The sequence below is a fragment of the Paenibacillus popilliae ATCC 14706 genome, from assembly GCF_000315235.1.
Lineage (GTDB): Bacteria > Bacillota > Bacilli > Paenibacillales > Paenibacillaceae > Paenibacillus_B > Paenibacillus_B popilliae.
Window position 1 is genome coordinate 1 of the sequence record NZ_BALG01000349.1, and the last position, 14,422, is coordinate 14,422.

Annotated in this window: 12 protein-coding genes and 2 pseudogenes; 12 read left to right on the forward strand and 2 right to left on the reverse strand. The window is 50.8% G+C overall.

Annotation, left to right across the window (positions count from 1 at the left end; genetic code table 11):
* Positions 1–86: 86 nt before the first annotated feature.
* From PPOP_RS17005 to PPOP_RS17015, 4 genes and pseudogenes are all read left to right on the forward strand, one after another.
* Positions 87–287 (forward strand): annotated as a pseudogene (locus PPOP_RS17005) (group II intron reverse transcriptase/maturase); the annotation flags it as partial.
* 963 nt (positions 288–1,250) lie between these two features.
* On the forward strand, positions 1,251–1,451 hold the full coding sequence (locus tag PPOP_RS17010; RefSeq protein ID WP_042229677.1) for a hypothetical protein: 201 nt from the start codon (positions 1,251–1,253) through the stop codon (positions 1,449–1,451).
* A 4-nt stretch (positions 1,452–1,455) separates the two neighbouring features.
* Complete coding sequence (locus tag PPOP_RS26110) at positions 1,456–1,689, forward strand: polymorphic toxin type 8 domain-containing protein (RefSeq protein ID WP_093471100.1); 234 nt, start codon at positions 1,456–1,458, stop codon at positions 1,687–1,689.
* A gap of 10 nt (positions 1,690–1,699) precedes the next feature.
* Positions 1,700–2,074 (forward strand): DUF2750 domain-containing protein, encoded by a 375-nt coding sequence (locus PPOP_RS17015; protein ID WP_006287891.1) that lies wholly within the window; start codon positions 1,700–1,702, stop codon positions 2,072–2,074.
* Between the two features lie 368 nt (positions 2,075–2,442).
* Here PPOP_RS17015 and PPOP_RS17020 read toward each other — a convergent pair whose 3' ends face one another.
* Both PPOP_RS17020 and PPOP_RS17025 read right to left on the reverse strand, forming a co-directional pair.
* Positions 2,443–2,739: an ATP-binding protein gene (locus tag PPOP_RS17020; RefSeq protein WP_052516648.1), complete on the reverse strand. Its 297-nt coding sequence runs from the start codon at positions 2,737–2,739 to the stop codon at positions 2,443–2,445.
* 244 nt (positions 2,740–2,983) lie between these two features.
* Entirely contained in the window at positions 2,984–3,283 is a 300-nt protein-coding gene (locus tag PPOP_RS17025; RefSeq protein WP_006287892.1) for a MarR family winged helix-turn-helix transcriptional regulator, read from the reverse strand.
* Between the two features lie 217 nt (positions 3,284–3,500).
* Here PPOP_RS17025 and PPOP_RS17030 point away from each other — a divergent pair, with 217 nt between their 5' ends.
* From PPOP_RS17030 to PPOP_RS17065, 8 genes and pseudogenes are all read left to right on the forward strand, one after another.
* Positions 3,501–4,988, forward strand: a complete 1,488-nt coding sequence (locus tag PPOP_RS17030) for an N-acetylmuramoyl-L-alanine amidase family protein (RefSeq protein ID WP_042229679.1) — start codon at positions 3,501–3,503, stop codon at positions 4,986–4,988.
* Positions 4,989–5,051: 63 nt separating this feature from the next.
* Complete coding sequence (locus tag PPOP_RS17035) at positions 5,052–5,633, forward strand: GerMN domain-containing protein (protein WP_006287894.1); 582 nt, start codon at positions 5,052–5,054, stop codon at positions 5,631–5,633.
* 101 nt (positions 5,634–5,734) lie between these two features.
* Entirely contained in the window at positions 5,735–8,494 is a 2,760-nt protein-coding gene (locus tag PPOP_RS17040) for an S-layer homology domain-containing protein (protein ID WP_006287895.1), read from the forward strand.
* Between the two features lie 74 nt (positions 8,495–8,568).
* Positions 8,569–9,237: an endonuclease III gene (gene nth, locus PPOP_RS17045; RefSeq protein WP_093471101.1), complete on the forward strand. Its 669-nt coding sequence runs from the start codon at positions 8,569–8,571 to the stop codon at positions 9,235–9,237.
* A 25-nt stretch (positions 9,238–9,262) separates the two neighbouring features.
* The gene (locus PPOP_RS17050) at positions 9,263–9,529 is read left to right on the forward strand and encodes a hypothetical protein (protein ID WP_006287897.1); all 267 of its coding nucleotides are present in this window, start codon (positions 9,263–9,265) and stop codon (positions 9,527–9,529) included.
* Positions 9,530–9,959: 430 nt separating this feature from the next.
* Positions 9,960–11,730 (forward strand): annotated as a pseudogene (locus PPOP_RS17055) (ABC transporter ATP-binding protein).
* A complete protein-coding gene (locus PPOP_RS17060) occupies positions 11,727–13,424 on the forward strand; it encodes an ABC transporter ATP-binding protein (RefSeq protein ID WP_006287900.1) in 1,698 nt (565 codons plus the stop codon). The pseudogene PPOP_RS17055 and the gene PPOP_RS17060 overlap by 4 nt, the downstream one beginning before the upstream one ends.
* Before the next feature lie 169 nt (positions 13,425–13,593).
* Positions 13,594–14,409 carry a GDSL-type esterase/lipase family protein gene (locus PPOP_RS17065; protein WP_006287901.1) on the forward strand — a complete coding sequence of 272 codons (816 nt, stop codon included), beginning with the start codon at positions 13,594–13,596 and terminating at the stop codon, positions 14,407–14,409.
* The last annotated feature ends 13 nt before the right edge of the window (positions 14,410–14,422 follow it).

The following is a 14,422-nucleotide window of genomic DNA, read 5'->3' on the forward strand; positions in this document are numbered from 1 at the left end:
TCATGGTCTGTAAATGTAACCGGGAGACCCGACGTAAACTTTCGATTCCAAAAGAATTGCTGCTCATCGATTCCACCACGGTTACGGTAGGGAACTCCAGCGACGCATTCAGCGAAGTGCGCGACTACACAGAAATGAAAATTCGAACGCTACTGAACAGAAGGAACAGAGACGAAAAAAGTAGCATCGGATGGCGGAGATGGAGTAACGAATACCTATATGGCGTTCTGGGGCTATACTGGGACTGGAAAGTCCATCCCCTGAAAAGCGCATACAGGTTCCGATGAAAGTGTCCGTCATTCGATAGGTCTCATAACCCTTTCGACGAAATTTACGGGGTGAGCTGCTTGAGGGAAAACCTCACGAGCAGTTCTTATGGGGAGGGGCTGGAAACGGGGCTACAGCACCGCGCCAGTCCTTTACCCGACAAGTCTTTTTCCGCTGGATCAAGCAACATGTAAACGTTCCTACGTTGTTCGGTACGACTGAAAATGCCGTATATGGATAGCTATTTGGAGCCTTGATTACCTATGTTCTTCTCAAATGGCTGTATGATGTTACAAACACCGGCATGCCTCGGCATGCCGTTCTTTCGTTTGCCCGGTTTGCCCGATTACTTGTTTTCTGTTCGCTTCCCGTGGAGTGGCAGTTACGGATTCATTGTATTCTATTAGGAGAATCCCGATTATTTTGATATGGAGTAATTTGGTTAATCAACAGGCCTGCTACACAAAGGATGAAATACCTTCTGAATGTTATCTTTTTTTATGTTGATATCACACAAAATAGGTAATTAGTAAAAAAATGATTTCATTTCGCAAAACACATGGTAAAATATAGATAATTGAAAATTGCATTGCCGAAGGGAGGTGAAACTATGAATACCGTTGCTGCGAAGCCACAGCGCTTGGGGGAGCTAATACAGTACTATCCCTTCAATCACCGACTGAAGACAGCTTAGACTTGGTAGAAAAGCTTGATCAGACAGCATTCACCGTGAAAAATGCTCCCATTCAACTATCTTTGTATCACCTCATCATTGACTACTCACGTCCCCACAGAATTATGCCTTATACTGCCAAAAGGATTTTACCAAAAGTACAGGATTGAACGAAATGATTTCAGCAGATTTTTTTAAGCGATAAAGAACGAATACTGCTGCACTTTGGACTGAGCGTTCACGCTTATAGTCTTATGTACTATCACGAAAATTGCATTCAGAAAACACTATATTACGAGGAGAAGAGAATATGAAAAAATTTATAGCCTTGGTATTAATTTTTGCTCTTTCATTTACAAGCCTTCCTCTTGCGTATGCAGATTTCGCGAATGGCACCTTGGTGCAGACTGAAACCGGATTCAAGCCGATAGAACACATCCGGGGAGCATCCGTTTGCTACCCAGTCTGTTGCAAAGAGCTCTGGCAGGTCGGGAAGGCAGGCAAGACTTAAAGAGATCGCAAAAGATGACAAGGTTTCATCAGCATTGCATGGTGAGATTAAACGTGATATGAATGAAATTAAACAAGGTAAAAGGCCCACTATTAGAGTACCACAAGGGTATCAATTGGCCCACAGAAGAGGGTTTGAAGCAAGGAAAGGTTATGGGTATAGGTATAGCGATTTACAAATGATCAAAAACCATAGGACTCAACATAAGTATGATAATTATGGTCGAATAAGATATTGAGGTGTTGTAGATGAATGAAAAAGAATTTAACGCCGTAATAAAATTACCTGCAAATATTCGCTATGAGTACTTCATAAAAAAAGTTGTTAGTTGGGAAGAAGTTTGGGGACTTTTTGATGATGGATGGGCAATGACTGAGGATGATGATGGAAAATTAATGATGACATTTTGGCCAAAGAAAGAATTTGCAGAATTCTGTGTATTTGAAGAATGGTCAGATTATAAACCTCAAAGTATCACATTAGATGAGTTCATAACTGACTGGTTACCAGGGTTGAAAAAGGATGGCTACAAACCTTCGATTTTTTGGAACAGGGATGATTCAGCCGTTTTGGATATTGATATATTACTTGAAGATTTGAAAGAAGAACTCGAGAAATATTAATATTATGACCTTAGGGTATGCCAAGAGTTTGGTGTAGTGCGGCCGGGCAAGGTCGTTCATTCTAGTGGGTGGGAGTCCCATCAGGAAAAAGCCTAACCAGCAGTCCTGTAGCTAGTTCTTGGAGGTTATTCGGTAACGAATAACTTTAAGCGTAGAACGGCAAAATAGCGGGCCGAAAGCGAAAGCTGAAGTGATGAACACGGCTTGCCCGGCATAATAGTTTGGAGTGATACTATAATTTGATAGAGGTGTTTTTTGCAAGTGAAATATGCTGAGTTTTGCTGCGAAAGTGCCAGGCTCCCTTGCCAGCCCAAACATTACTACGGAATGCGTTCCATTGCCTGCTTGAGGCGGAAACTCCATCTTTTTTAGTTTTTCCTGAAAGCGGCTAAGCGTACCGGCTGCAAACTTCTCTTGCAGCACCACGACCAGATCGAAGGCACGGTAAAATTGCACTGCATCCCTTGCCGGCAAGCCTCAATCCCAAGCGCCGTCGCCATATGCGTCTTGCCCGTCCCCACCGCACCCATGAGTAGCAGATTTTCTTTGCGCTTCAACCATGCCATCTCCCGCAAAAGCACCAACGTGCTCTCCCCGGGAAACGTAATGTGCGTGTCCACGTATCCGTCAAAGGTCTTCAGGTGCGGGAATCCAGCTTGCTGCACAAGCTTCTGTAACTGCTAAACTAGAATAAACAGATTTCGCTAAATAAGAATGAACAAAACGTGCCATACCCTTCCTATTAAGCTATCATAGAACTGGTAAATCCAACATCAGGGGGAAGCGGTGTGAAGAAAGAAGAAAGGTGGCCTATGTACTTCGTTATTCAGGAACAGAAAAGGTTAGGATTGACAAGCACAATGAACAGTGCTTGGCCTGGCTAAGCCGCACGGGCAACGCCAAGATGCATCAGTAATATAAATCGCCGTATCCGGAGACAACCCTGCGATCCTCCTCGTCGCGCTTGCGCTCTGCATACCCGCTCGCGATCAGCTTGTCGGAATTGCTGGTGACACCGCCGGGCGTAATGCCAATCGACTCCGCCAGGCCGGACACCTTCTGCGGTCCTTCGGTCGCCAACTTCACGAGGATATAAGTCTGGGAATCCGACAAGCGATCGTTGAACTTCTTCTTCCGCAAGTACTGAATCTTGCGGGACACTCGCCAGAACAGCTGTTCGAACTGAATGAGATCCTCATTTCCCGCCATTATCCAACCTCCTTTACTTGCTATAATGACGTCAACCTTTTTATCGTTTTTCTTGCGATAGCATTCCCATTCGATTACTTTACTAAGTAAAGGAAGAATATTCCCTAATCATGTTGAAATCTCGCAACTTTTGTTCATGTTTTCCGTCTAATATATCGTCTGGCCTGAACACATAGACAGATAGGCTGGAACAATATGAAAGGATGTAGAGGTGAAGATGAAAAAAAGGAAAAAAATGGGCATCTCTCTCGTGCTCATGTGGTTGTTACTGCTGTTTCCTCAGTTGGGACAAGCCGCTCCGACGGGAGCCTTGTACCTGGATGGCAATTCCATTTCATTGCCGGAGAAGATTACGTTAGTTCATTCGGTCACTTTGATTCCGGTTCGCGTCGTGTCGGAACAGTTGGGGTATAAGGTCGGTTGGGACCCGAAGACGAAGACGGTAGCCATAAATAATGACAGCAAACGATTGACTATGACCGTCGATTCGGAGACGGCAACGGTGAATGACAAGGAAGTCAAGCTGGACGTAGCGCCGATGCTGCAGAAGGGCACCACACTTGTGCCGCTGCGATTCATCGGGGAGAATATGGGATTGACAATAGAGTGGGACAAGGAGACCAAGTCGGTCTATCTGTTCACGTCTGAGGGTTCATCCGAAGTGATCACGCCAACGCCGGGCACCCCGGGCGGCGAGGATGCGAATGGAAGCGGCTCGAATTCGAACGACGCGAATGCTCAAGGCAACGTTGACAGTGCAGTGACCCCTCAAGAAGGGGATGCCCTAATCTCTGATTTTTCATTCATCGACAACAAGTTACATATCGCTGCTTCCCGCAGCGTCATTCCGAGCATGATGACGATGGACTCCCCGGATCGGGTCGTTGTCGACTTCCCGCAGGCCGTATTTTCCGATGAATTTAGGGAGAAATTCGGTTTCGACGGCGGCAGTCAGGGAGAATTGGACATAACGGACTCCCCGGACGTGCAGCGAATCCGCTATGCGATGTTCAGCGATAATCCGAATACGGTTCGGTTCGTCATTGACTTGGACAATCCCTATCATGGGAACATCACCTATAATGAATCAGGGCTGACGACGGTCGAGATTATCGCAGGTACAGCAGATACCTCCGAACCGAAGCCTCCGATAAAGACGGACGGCAAGTATACGGTCGTTATCGACGCCGGGCACGGCGCGCATGATTCAGGTGCCGTGAGTGTGAAGAAGCGGTACGAGAAAGACTTCAATCTGTCGCTTGCGCTGAAGGTTGGCGAAATGCTGAGCCGGGACGACCGTTTCAATACGGTGCTGTCCCGCGAGGACGACACGTTCCTGCAGCTAAGTGAACGGGCGCAGATGGCGAACAGTCTGAATGCGGATCTGTTCGTGTCGATTCATGCGAACAGCGTTGACAATAATTCTTCTGTGTCAGGCACAGAGACATACTACTGGCGCGCGGAGAGCAAGGCGTTCGCCGAGACGATGCACAAGCATTTAATAGAAGGAACGCAATTCAGGGACCGCGGTGTCCGCAATGCGAATCATCATGTCACGAGAGAGACGAAAATGCCGGCCATTTTGCTTGAAGTCGGGTTTTTGACCAATGCCGCCGAAGAAGCCCAGCTTTTTGACGAACAATTCCAACAGCGCGTCGCAGACAACATCGTCAAGGGGATTCTTGATTATTTGGGTTTGTTCTGAGGATGAAAAACGCAACTTTTTGCTTCGTGTCGGTTAGGAACGGTGTAAAGGAGGTCATTACTGATGAAAAATAAGAAGTGGTGGGGATTGGCTGCCATCGTTCTGTCGATCTCTGTGGTAACTGCGTGCGGCGCCAAGCCAACGACGAATGCCGGTCAGCCGGGGGTGCCTCCGACCGAGGTGCAGCCGGATCAATCGGATTCGAATCCGCAGACACCGAATCAGGAGGAGCCTGCGAACCAAGAGCGGGAGAAGCAGGAGCAGTCGATTACGGCTTATGTGTCTGATAGCGATCTGATGGGATTGAAATCGTACTCCGCCAAGATTCAATTCGCGGATGATGAAGAGAAATACAAACAAGCGTTGAAGGCGCTGCAGACGTCTGATCATCCGGAAGACATTCCGTTATGGAAAAAAATCGAATTCAAGTCGGTGAAGTTCAGCGACGGGACATTGACCATTGATATCCGGATTCCGGCCGATGCCCGTCTCGGCGCAGGAGGCGAGTCGTTCGCCATCGAAGCGTTGACGAAGACACTGTTCCAGTTCGATGAGATTCATGCGGTTGATGTGCTTGTAGACGGCCAAGCGGCCGAGAGCCTGATGGGGCACGTCACGCTTGAGCATCCGTTCCATCGAGAATAATACGAATTTTTTTTGGGAATAGAGGCAGGAATTGCCCCTGTTCTTATCGAAATTGAACTCCTATAGCAATTTTTTGGACTACTAGAGGAAGGGGTTTACAAATGCAATCGAATGATACACAACCGAAGCGCAAGCTCCATACGCTTGGCAGCGCGCTGCTCGCCGTCTCGCTGACGCTGACTTCCGCGCCAATCGCCGTCTTGGCGGCAGAGTCCGGACTGACGTCGCAGACTCCATCTTCGTCCGCGGGGGTAAGCCCGGTGTTCAGCGACGTCAATTTGGGGTTCTGGGCTGAGAAGCATATACATAAGCTCGCCGCTTTGGATATTTTGAAGGGCAACAACGGCAAATTCCGCCCGAATGACGACGTAACCCAGCAGGAAGCGATCACGATGGCGATTCGCTTCATGGGACTGCAGGGAGAATTGAACTCTTCCGATTCGGTCGCTCTTCCGGCCGACTTCAAGGTCGGCAACACTTTCAAGCCGTATGTCGTGCTTGCCTTCCAGAAGGGGCTTCTCGACAAGAACGAGGAGATGGCGAATCCGGATCCGTTGATCAGTTGGGGCGAGAAGAAGGCGACGCGCGAATGGATTACGAAAATTCTCGTGCGTGCCGTCGGCAAAGAAGAGGATGCCAAGCAGACGAAGAATAAGCAGACCTCTTTCGCCGATAATAGCAAAATTTCCCCGACTGCGCTCGGCTATGTCAATACTGCCGTCGATTTGAAGCTGGCAGCCGGCCTGAACGGCAATAAATTCGATCCGCAGGGCAAGGTCACGCGCGCGCAGCTTGCAACCTTTTTCAGCCGCGGGGAGGAGATAGCTGACATCCAGCGCGAGAATGAGTCGATTGGTTATATGATGGCGCTGACCGACAAGGAAATCCGCTTGTATGGGGAGGACGGCCAGTCTTCGACGTTCCGCCTTGATGAGAACACGATGTACTACCGGGCCGATGTGGAGGGCACGTTCAAAGCTTCCGATCTGGCGCTTTATACGAAGGTCCGCGTTATCGGCAACGGTGGAGTCGGCGCCTTCGTCGAGCAGCTTGACAGCGCGCCGCAGGTGGAAACCTCTCTAGCGACGCTGAAATACGCTGTCGGCTCGGAGAACAAGCTGTACGTGAAGCGTGACGGCACTGAGGATCTGACGGAAATCTTCTACGATGCATCGACGTCGTTGAAAGACGCGAGCGGCAACTCAGTCCAGGCATCGCAACTGTCGACGGATAGCGTGCTTGAGATTAAGAGAGCAACCTTCACCTCCGATCGCAACGTGATCGAGATTCAAGTGAAGTCCGGCCCTGTCAACAAGTCGGACAAGGGCACGATTATCGCCGTTGATGCGACCAACCGCTCCATTACGATAAAGCCGGAGAGCGGAAGCGAAGAGACATTCACCGTCGCTGAGGACGCGGGTGTGCGCTACAAGGATCAACTGATGAACGGAATCCAGGATTTGAAGCCGGATTCGACAATCTCCTACGTGGTCAAGAACAGCATCGTGCAGTCGATTGAACTGACGGGGCTGACGGAGAGAACGGTGACGGGCCGTCTATACGAGAAGGGCGCCGCGAAGACAAGCTTGACGATCCGCAAGGAGAACGACAAGCTGGAAGCGAACATGATCGCGCCAAACGTGGAAATCATTATGGAAGGCATCAAGGCTCCGACGTTCGAGGATCTGGTTGCCGGAGAGTTCGGCGATCGGGTGGAGCTGACGTTGAACAGCGATGATCTGGTGACGAAGATCGAAGTGCTCGATCGCAAGCTGGAGACGCTTATCGGGGTAACGGTTATCAATTATGACAGAAGGAACAATCTGTTGACCGTGATGGACGCGAACGAAGTGCCGTACGTCCTGAAATTGACGAACGAGACCCGCTTCGAGCGCAACGGGGAGAAAGTGTATCTTGATGCTGTCGTAAGCGAGCTGCGAGACGGCAAGAAGAAAGCAAATATTCAGCTTACCGCCAATCAAGCGCTGCTGGTTCAATTCGTCAACAAGTTCGAAGGCACATTTATTTCTGCGAGCAGCGCCGCCAAGACGGTGACGCTGAAGCTGGACAACGGCACGGCGGTTACGCTGCCTTACAAAAACAATACATTGAACGTGGCAAAATTTGATAAGTCGAGCGCGACGGTTGCCGATCTTCATAGCGGCGATTATATCGTGGCCTACTTGACGGACGATCAGGCGACCGTCAACTCCCTGGCGCTGCGCACGATCGAGCAGTTCGAGGTGCAATCCGTCGATACGCCGCGGAACCGCATCCATCTGCGCACGTCTGGATCGACGGTAGAGGAGTTCAGTGTAGGCAGCACGTCATTCTATGATAAGGACGGCAAAAGCATCAAGCTGGCCGATATCAAGCCGAACGAATATCTTAATGTGGTGATGGACGGCCGCAATTTCGTCGAAGCAAGAAAGGTGCAAGTGACCTATGGACGCATCGAATCGATTGATGCTTCTACCGGGGTGCTGATGGTTCGCGACAATGAGGGCAGCGCATCGGTGCACCAGCTCGGCCAAAATCCGGTGATTCAAGTGGACGAGTCTTCCGCCAGCAGTGTCAATGCACTCAAAGTCGGCGATCGGGTCTTTGTCCGCAAGAGCGTTGACGGTCTGTGTACCGTCAATCTCATTACCGGCATGAAGAAGAGCTTTTGGAAAGTAAGCGGGGATGAACTGTACGTGAAGCGTTCGCTTGCGGAGAGCAATTTTATCTTCAACCTGGCGCCAAATGTGTATGTTCATTCCAATGGGGACAAAATTTCATTATCCACGATAAAAGAAGGCAGTGATATTATGCTCTATATCGTGAAAAAAAAGGTGGTTGAAATCGAAAGAATGTCTTAAAATATAGTTGGAATTGACCGTCCTATCCCTGTTCAGGGATGAGACGGTTTTTACCTAAGGAATGAGGGAAACCATTGGCAACCAGTGCACGTGTACGCCGAATTTTGGACACGATCGCCAGCATGTATCCGGATGCGCATTGCGAGTTGATCCATTCCAATCCGTTCGAATTGACGATTGCCGTATTGTTGTCGGCCCAATGCACGGATGAGACCGTCAATAAGGTAACCGCAGACTTGTTCCGGAAGTATAAGCGTCCCGAGGATTATTTGGCGGTTCCGCTGGAGGAACTGCAGGCGGACATCCGGCGCATCGGGCTGTATCGCAACAAGGCAAGCCATATTCAGAAGCTGTGCCGCATGCTGCTCGACAAGTATGACGGCGAGGTGCCTCGGGAGCATGTCCAATTAACCGAGCTTCCCGGTGTTGGCCGCAAGACAGCGAATGTCGTCGTCTCCAATGCGTTCGGCGTGCCGGCGATCGCGGTCGATACGCATGTGGAACGGGTAGCCAAGCGTTTGAAGTTGGCCGATGAACAGAACAGCGTGCTGGAAGTGGAGAAGAAGCTGATGCGCAAAGTTCCACGGGATGAATGGACGCTTACGCATCACCGGCTTATCTTTTTTGGACGTTATCATTGCAAAGCGCAGTCGCCCCGATGCGAGATTTGTCCTCTCATCGATTGCTGCCGCGTGGGAAAAGCACGTATGAAAGCGACCAAACCAAGAAAGACTGGAAAATAAAAGAATGTGAATAGGAGCGGTCGCAATGAGATGCATTTCTGTCTATACGAATGATTTTGAACAGTTTTCCAATATTTACGAGACCATCATTCAGACTCCGCTGCAGGAGGATGAAGAGAAGGAAGTGGATGGCGTCACGATATACGGAGCCGGCGAGGTGCCGGCGCAATATGTGGATCGCATGCGCCAGAAACGGGAGGTCGTCGTGATGAAGGTGAAGGATTTGGACATCACCATTTTGCAGCACGGCAAGCAGTTTGAAATTATCGTCCCTGAACAAAAAATATGGTAAACTAGAAACCGAGTCTCTGGCAGATCCTGCCAAGGCTCGGTTTTTATGATGCTCGATGCAGTGCGGCGCACGCTGAAATGAGATGAGTTGAAATACTTTCGATATCAAAAAGGCATCAATTTGAGGATAACGCTTGCCATGTATGGAAGGGTAAGCGTTATTGCACTTGTAGCGGCTAGGATCGAAGGAAATCAGATGATTTAAAAGAGAACATCGGATTCGTTCCCTGAATTCTCGAAATAGGAAGTCATAACCGGAATTACGAGCGAATTGCCGTTTTGCCGTTGGAATGGGCCGATGATAAACTGCAATACATCTAATGAATGCGCGTTCAAAATGTGTGCCTACCGATTCGTTTCGGTGTGCCGTGTCGCCGGGGGCAGATGATTTGAGCAGTTACCACGAAAGACATCTAGAGAGGAGAAGTCGGATGAACGTCTTCAAACAGCTCGGATCGTTCTACTGGCCCAAACGAGGCCTGCTCTTCGCATCGGTGTTTTGCTTGATTGTTGCGACGGCGCTCGGATTGGTTTATCCCAATCTGCTGCGTATTCTCATCGACGACGTGATAGCAAAAAAGCAGTTCGAATCGGTGCCTTGGCTGGCAATAACGGTCGTTGTCGTTGTCAGTATCAAAGGCACTTTGCAATTTTTTCACGGATTTTTTGGCGGACGCCTGGGGAATCATGTAGCCTATGAAATGAGAGGCGCCTGCTATCGCAAACTGCAATTTTTATCATTCCGCTATTATGACAAGGCAAGAACGGGCGACCTGATGTCTCGCCTGACAGCCGATTTGGAAGCGATTCGCAACTTCATCGGGTTCGGGTTCGCTCAGATCCTGAACATGGTTCTGATGGTGGTTTCTGGCTCGGCGATGATGTTCTCGATCGATTGGGGGTTAACGCTAACCACCCTCGTCTCTATTCCGTTTCTCGTGTTCGTTGCCTTCCGCTTCGAAGCGAGAATTCATCCGGCTTTCCGGGAAATGCGGATTGCCTTTAGCCAATTGACGACAGCGGTCCAGGAGAATATTACCGGCGTGCGCACGGTCAAATCGTTCGCGCGCGAAAGCCATGAAGTCGATAAGTTCTCCGATCGGAACGAGACGTACAAGGCAAACCAAATCTATGCATCGACCTTGTGGGGACGCTATTTTCCGTTAATGGAAATGCTCGCCTGCTTCTGCATCGTCCTCCTTATTGCAGTGGGGGGAACCAAGGTTATCAACCGTTCCATGTCGCTTGGTGAATTGGTATCGTTCTTTAGCATGATCTGGTACATTATCGGGCCCATGTGGGGCGTAGGCTTCCATATTAACAACTATACGCAATCGAAAGCGTCCGGTGAACGGGTGCTGGAGCTGCTGGATACGCCGGTAGACGTTGAGAGCCAGCAAGATGCGATTGTGCTCGATGACAGCCAGGTCAAAGGCCATATCCTGTTCAATGACGTGACATTCCGCTATGATGACGATGCGGACGCCATCTGCAATGTGACGATGGATGCACAGCCCGGAAAGGTCATCGGCCTGCTCGGTGGAACCGGTTCGGGGAAGACAACGATGATCCAGTTGCTGATGCGGGCCTATGATGTGAACCAAGGCAGCATTTTACTGGATGGACAAGATATCCGCAAGCTGGACATTCGAAGCCTGCGGAGCCAGATGGCGGCCGTATTTCAGGAGACGTTCTTGTTCTCATCTTCCATTTACAATAATATCGCCTACGGGTGCGATGATGCGACGATGGAAGATGTCATTCGGGTAGCCAAGCTGTCCAAGGCGCATGACTTCATCATGGAGCTTCCGCTCGGCTACGATACGATTGTCGGGGAACGCGGGCTCGGCCTCTCCGGAGGCCAGAAGCAGCGGATCGCGATCGCGCGCGCTGCTGAAGGATCCGAAGGTGCTTATTTTGGACGATGCGACCAGTGCTGTAGACATGGAGACCGAGCATGAGATTCAAGCCGGCTTCCAAGCGGTGATGAAGGGGCGTACGGTGTTCATCATTGCGCACCGCATTTCGTCTCTGCGTCATGCAGATGAGATTATTGTCCTCGACAAGGGTGAGATGATTCAACGCGGCACGCATGACGAGTTGATTCAGGTGCCGGGCACCTATCAGGATATCTATCAAATTCAATATGCAGACCAGTTGCAGGGCGCTGCGGCAGGCATAAGAGAGAAGGTGCGAGTATGAGCGCGATGAACGAAGCGGCTGCCGCCGGCCCGGAGGGGCGGGAGCATTCGCAGGATACGGCACAGACGCGATCACGGTTCGTCTATCAGGATGACGAGCTCATCGAGAAGCCGTTCAACTGGGCCCAGATGCGCCGCTTGCTCGTCTATATGAAGCCATACCGCAAGCAGCTGCTTCCGGTGCTCATCATCATGACGGTGCTTGGCACCGTTACGAAGCTGGCGATTCCGTTCCTCATCAGCTATGCGATTGACCATGCGATACAACCGGTCGGCTCCTTTCATTTCTATGATAAGCGTCCGGCGGGTTCCGTACTCGTTCGCATTACCAACGACGTCAACTCGCTACAGGATCTGTTCACGAACGGCGCCGTAAATACCCTTGTTGACTGCTTGCAGTTGCTCGGGATTATCATCATCTTGCTGTTCCTCAATGTACAGCTGGCGGTCGCCGTTATGGTTACGGTCCCGATCATGTTCCTGATCTCGACCAAGCTGCGTAAAAAGATCCGCTTCGCCTGGCAGGATGTTCGCATAAAGCAGTCGCGCATCAACTCCCACTTGAACGAAGCGATTCAAGGAATCCGGGTTACGCAGGCGTACACGCAAGAACAAGCGAACATGGAATATTTCGAGCACATGAACCAGGTTAACAAGAAATCATGGGATCGGGCGTCCGCCATGAACCAATCGTTCGGACCGATCATCGAGGTGACGAGCGCTGTCGGATCGTTCATCCTGTTCATGCTCGGCTCGCATCTCGTGCAGACCGGGGCGATTACGGTCGGCGTTCTGTTCGCCTTTGCGCAGTATATCGGGAACTTCTGGGAGCCGATCAACCGGCTCGGCCAGATGTATTCGCAGATGCTGATCGCGATGGCTTCGTCGGAGCGCATCTTTGAATTCATGGATGAGTGCCCGACCATCGCGGAGAAGGAGCAGGCACGGAAGTTGCCAGAAGTGTGCGGCGACATTAGCTTCGAAAACATTGTGTTCGAATACGAGCAAGGCCGCCCGGCGCTGAGCAACATCTCGCTGTCCGCCAGAACGGGCGAATCGATTGCTCTCGTCGGCCATACCGGCTCCGGGAAAAGCACCATCATCAGCCTGCTCAGCCGGTTCTATGATCCGACGAAAGGCCGCGTGCTCGTGGACGGCATCGATATTCGGGATGTGACGCTGGAAAGTCTTCGCTCCCAGATCGGCATCGTGCTGCAGGATACGTTCATCTTCTCGGGCACGATTCGCGACAATATCCGCTTTGGGCGGCTTGATGCGACGGATGCGGAAATTGAAGCGGCCGCCAAAGCGGTGTTCGCTCATGACTTCATTATCAAGCTGAAGGACGGCTATGACACCGAGGTGCAGGAGCGGGGCAATCTGCTCTCCATGGGACAGCGACAATTGCTCTCGTTCGCCCGGGCGCTGCTGGCGAATCCGCGCATCCTTATTCTGGACGAGGCGACAGCCAGCATCGACACCGAGACCGAACTGAAAATCCAGGGGGCGCTAATGACGCTGCTGCAGGGCCGGACTTCGTTCATCATTGCCCATAGGCTCTCGACGATTCGCCACTGCGATAACATCATCGTCCTGGATCATGGGGTGATTCAGGAGCAGGGCACCCATCAAGAACTGATGGCCAAGCAAGGAACTTACTACGGCCTCGTCGCCGCCCAATACAAGTATATGTAAGGGTCTTGTTCATTGCAGAGAAGAAGGGGCTCGTTTGCAAATCGGAACGCGAACAGGTATTCTAATACCATATCGCATGTATTGTCATTCGCATGGCTGAATACGTAACAAGTCGGCTGTCTTTAGTCGGAGAACCGGAGTACCCGGGCAATGCTGAGGGAGGATGGATATGCAACGCAGACCGATCTCACAATTATGGAGTTGGTTATTTATATTCGGGTGTTTAGCTACGGTTCTGCTGATCATCGGTTTTGGCTTCGGGGTAGCGGATATTTTGCGTCCGGCGTCCGTACCGTTCACGGATAAGCCGGAGATGAAGCTGCCGTCTGTGGAGGAGACGAGCCGATCGAAGGAACTGCTGATTGCGTCGCTGGGCGATTCGCTGACGAGAGGCACCGGCGACCCTACGGGAGAGGGTTATGTGCGCCGGACGGTCTCCTTGTTGCAGGAAGGTACGGATAAGCCGGTCACGCTGCTTAATAATATGGGGATCAACGGCTTGAGGGCAGAACAGTTAGCCGAACGCATGGAGCAGGAGAGTACCGGGTACGTGCTGAAGAAGGCGAATGTCATATTGCTGACGATTGGCGGCAACGATCTGTTCCAAAGCGCCCAGAGCGAGCAGATGAGCCCATCCGCGATGGATGAGCGCACGCTGCTGGCGAAGACCGAGAAAGGGACGGCCGATTTGCAGCGCATTTTGGAGGGCATCCGCCGTTGGAACAAGGATGCGCTTATCGTATATATCGGACTCTATAATCCCTTTGCGGATCTGAAGGAAATGAGGCAGATTGGGAATACGGTCGTGCAAAAGTGGAACGATGAGGCGTTTCGCATCATCAACCAGGACGAGAACATGCTGCTCGTACCAACGTTCGACTTGTTCCAGCACAATAACCGAAGTTATTTGTCTTCGGATCATTTTCACCCGAACGGGGAAGGCTATCAAGCGATTGCGGAGCGCATCGTCCAGAGCATCCGGTAAGGAGCCCGTAAGA

What these genes read in the sequence shown, in the direction of transcription:
- PPOP_RS17035 (WP_006287894.1), top strand. Translation starts at nt 5,052, where the DNA reads ATGAAAAATAAGAAGTGGTGGGGATTGGCTGCCATCGTTCTGTCGATC.
- PPOP_RS17030 (WP_042229679.1), top strand. Translation starts at nt 3,501, where the DNA reads ATGAAAAAAAGGAAAAAAATGGGCATCTCTCTCGTGCTCATGTGGTTG.
- PPOP_RS17050 (WP_006287897.1), top strand. Translation starts at nt 9,263, where the DNA reads ATGAGATGCATTTCTGTCTATACGAATGATTTTGAACAGTTTTCCAAT.
- PPOP_RS17010 (WP_042229677.1), top strand. Translation starts at nt 1,251, where the DNA reads ATGAAAAAATTTATAGCCTTGGTATTAATTTTTGCTCTTTCATTTACA.
- PPOP_RS17025 (WP_006287892.1), bottom strand. Translation starts at nt 3,283, where the DNA reads ATGGCGGGAAATGAGGATCTCATTCAGTTCGAACAGCTGTTCTGGCGA.
- PPOP_RS17040 (WP_006287895.1), top strand. Translation starts at nt 5,735, where the DNA reads ATGCAATCGAATGATACACAACCGAAGCGCAAGCTCCATACGCTTGGC.
- PPOP_RS17065 (WP_006287901.1), top strand. Translation starts at nt 13,594, where the DNA reads ATGCAACGCAGACCGATCTCACAATTATGGAGTTGGTTATTTATATTC.
- PPOP_RS17015 (WP_006287891.1), top strand. Translation starts at nt 1,700, where the DNA reads ATGAATGAAAAAGAATTTAACGCCGTAATAAAATTACCTGCAAATATT.
- PPOP_RS17060 (WP_006287900.1), top strand. Translation starts at nt 11,727, where the DNA reads ATGAGCGCGATGAACGAAGCGGCTGCCGCCGGCCCGGAGGGGCGGGAG.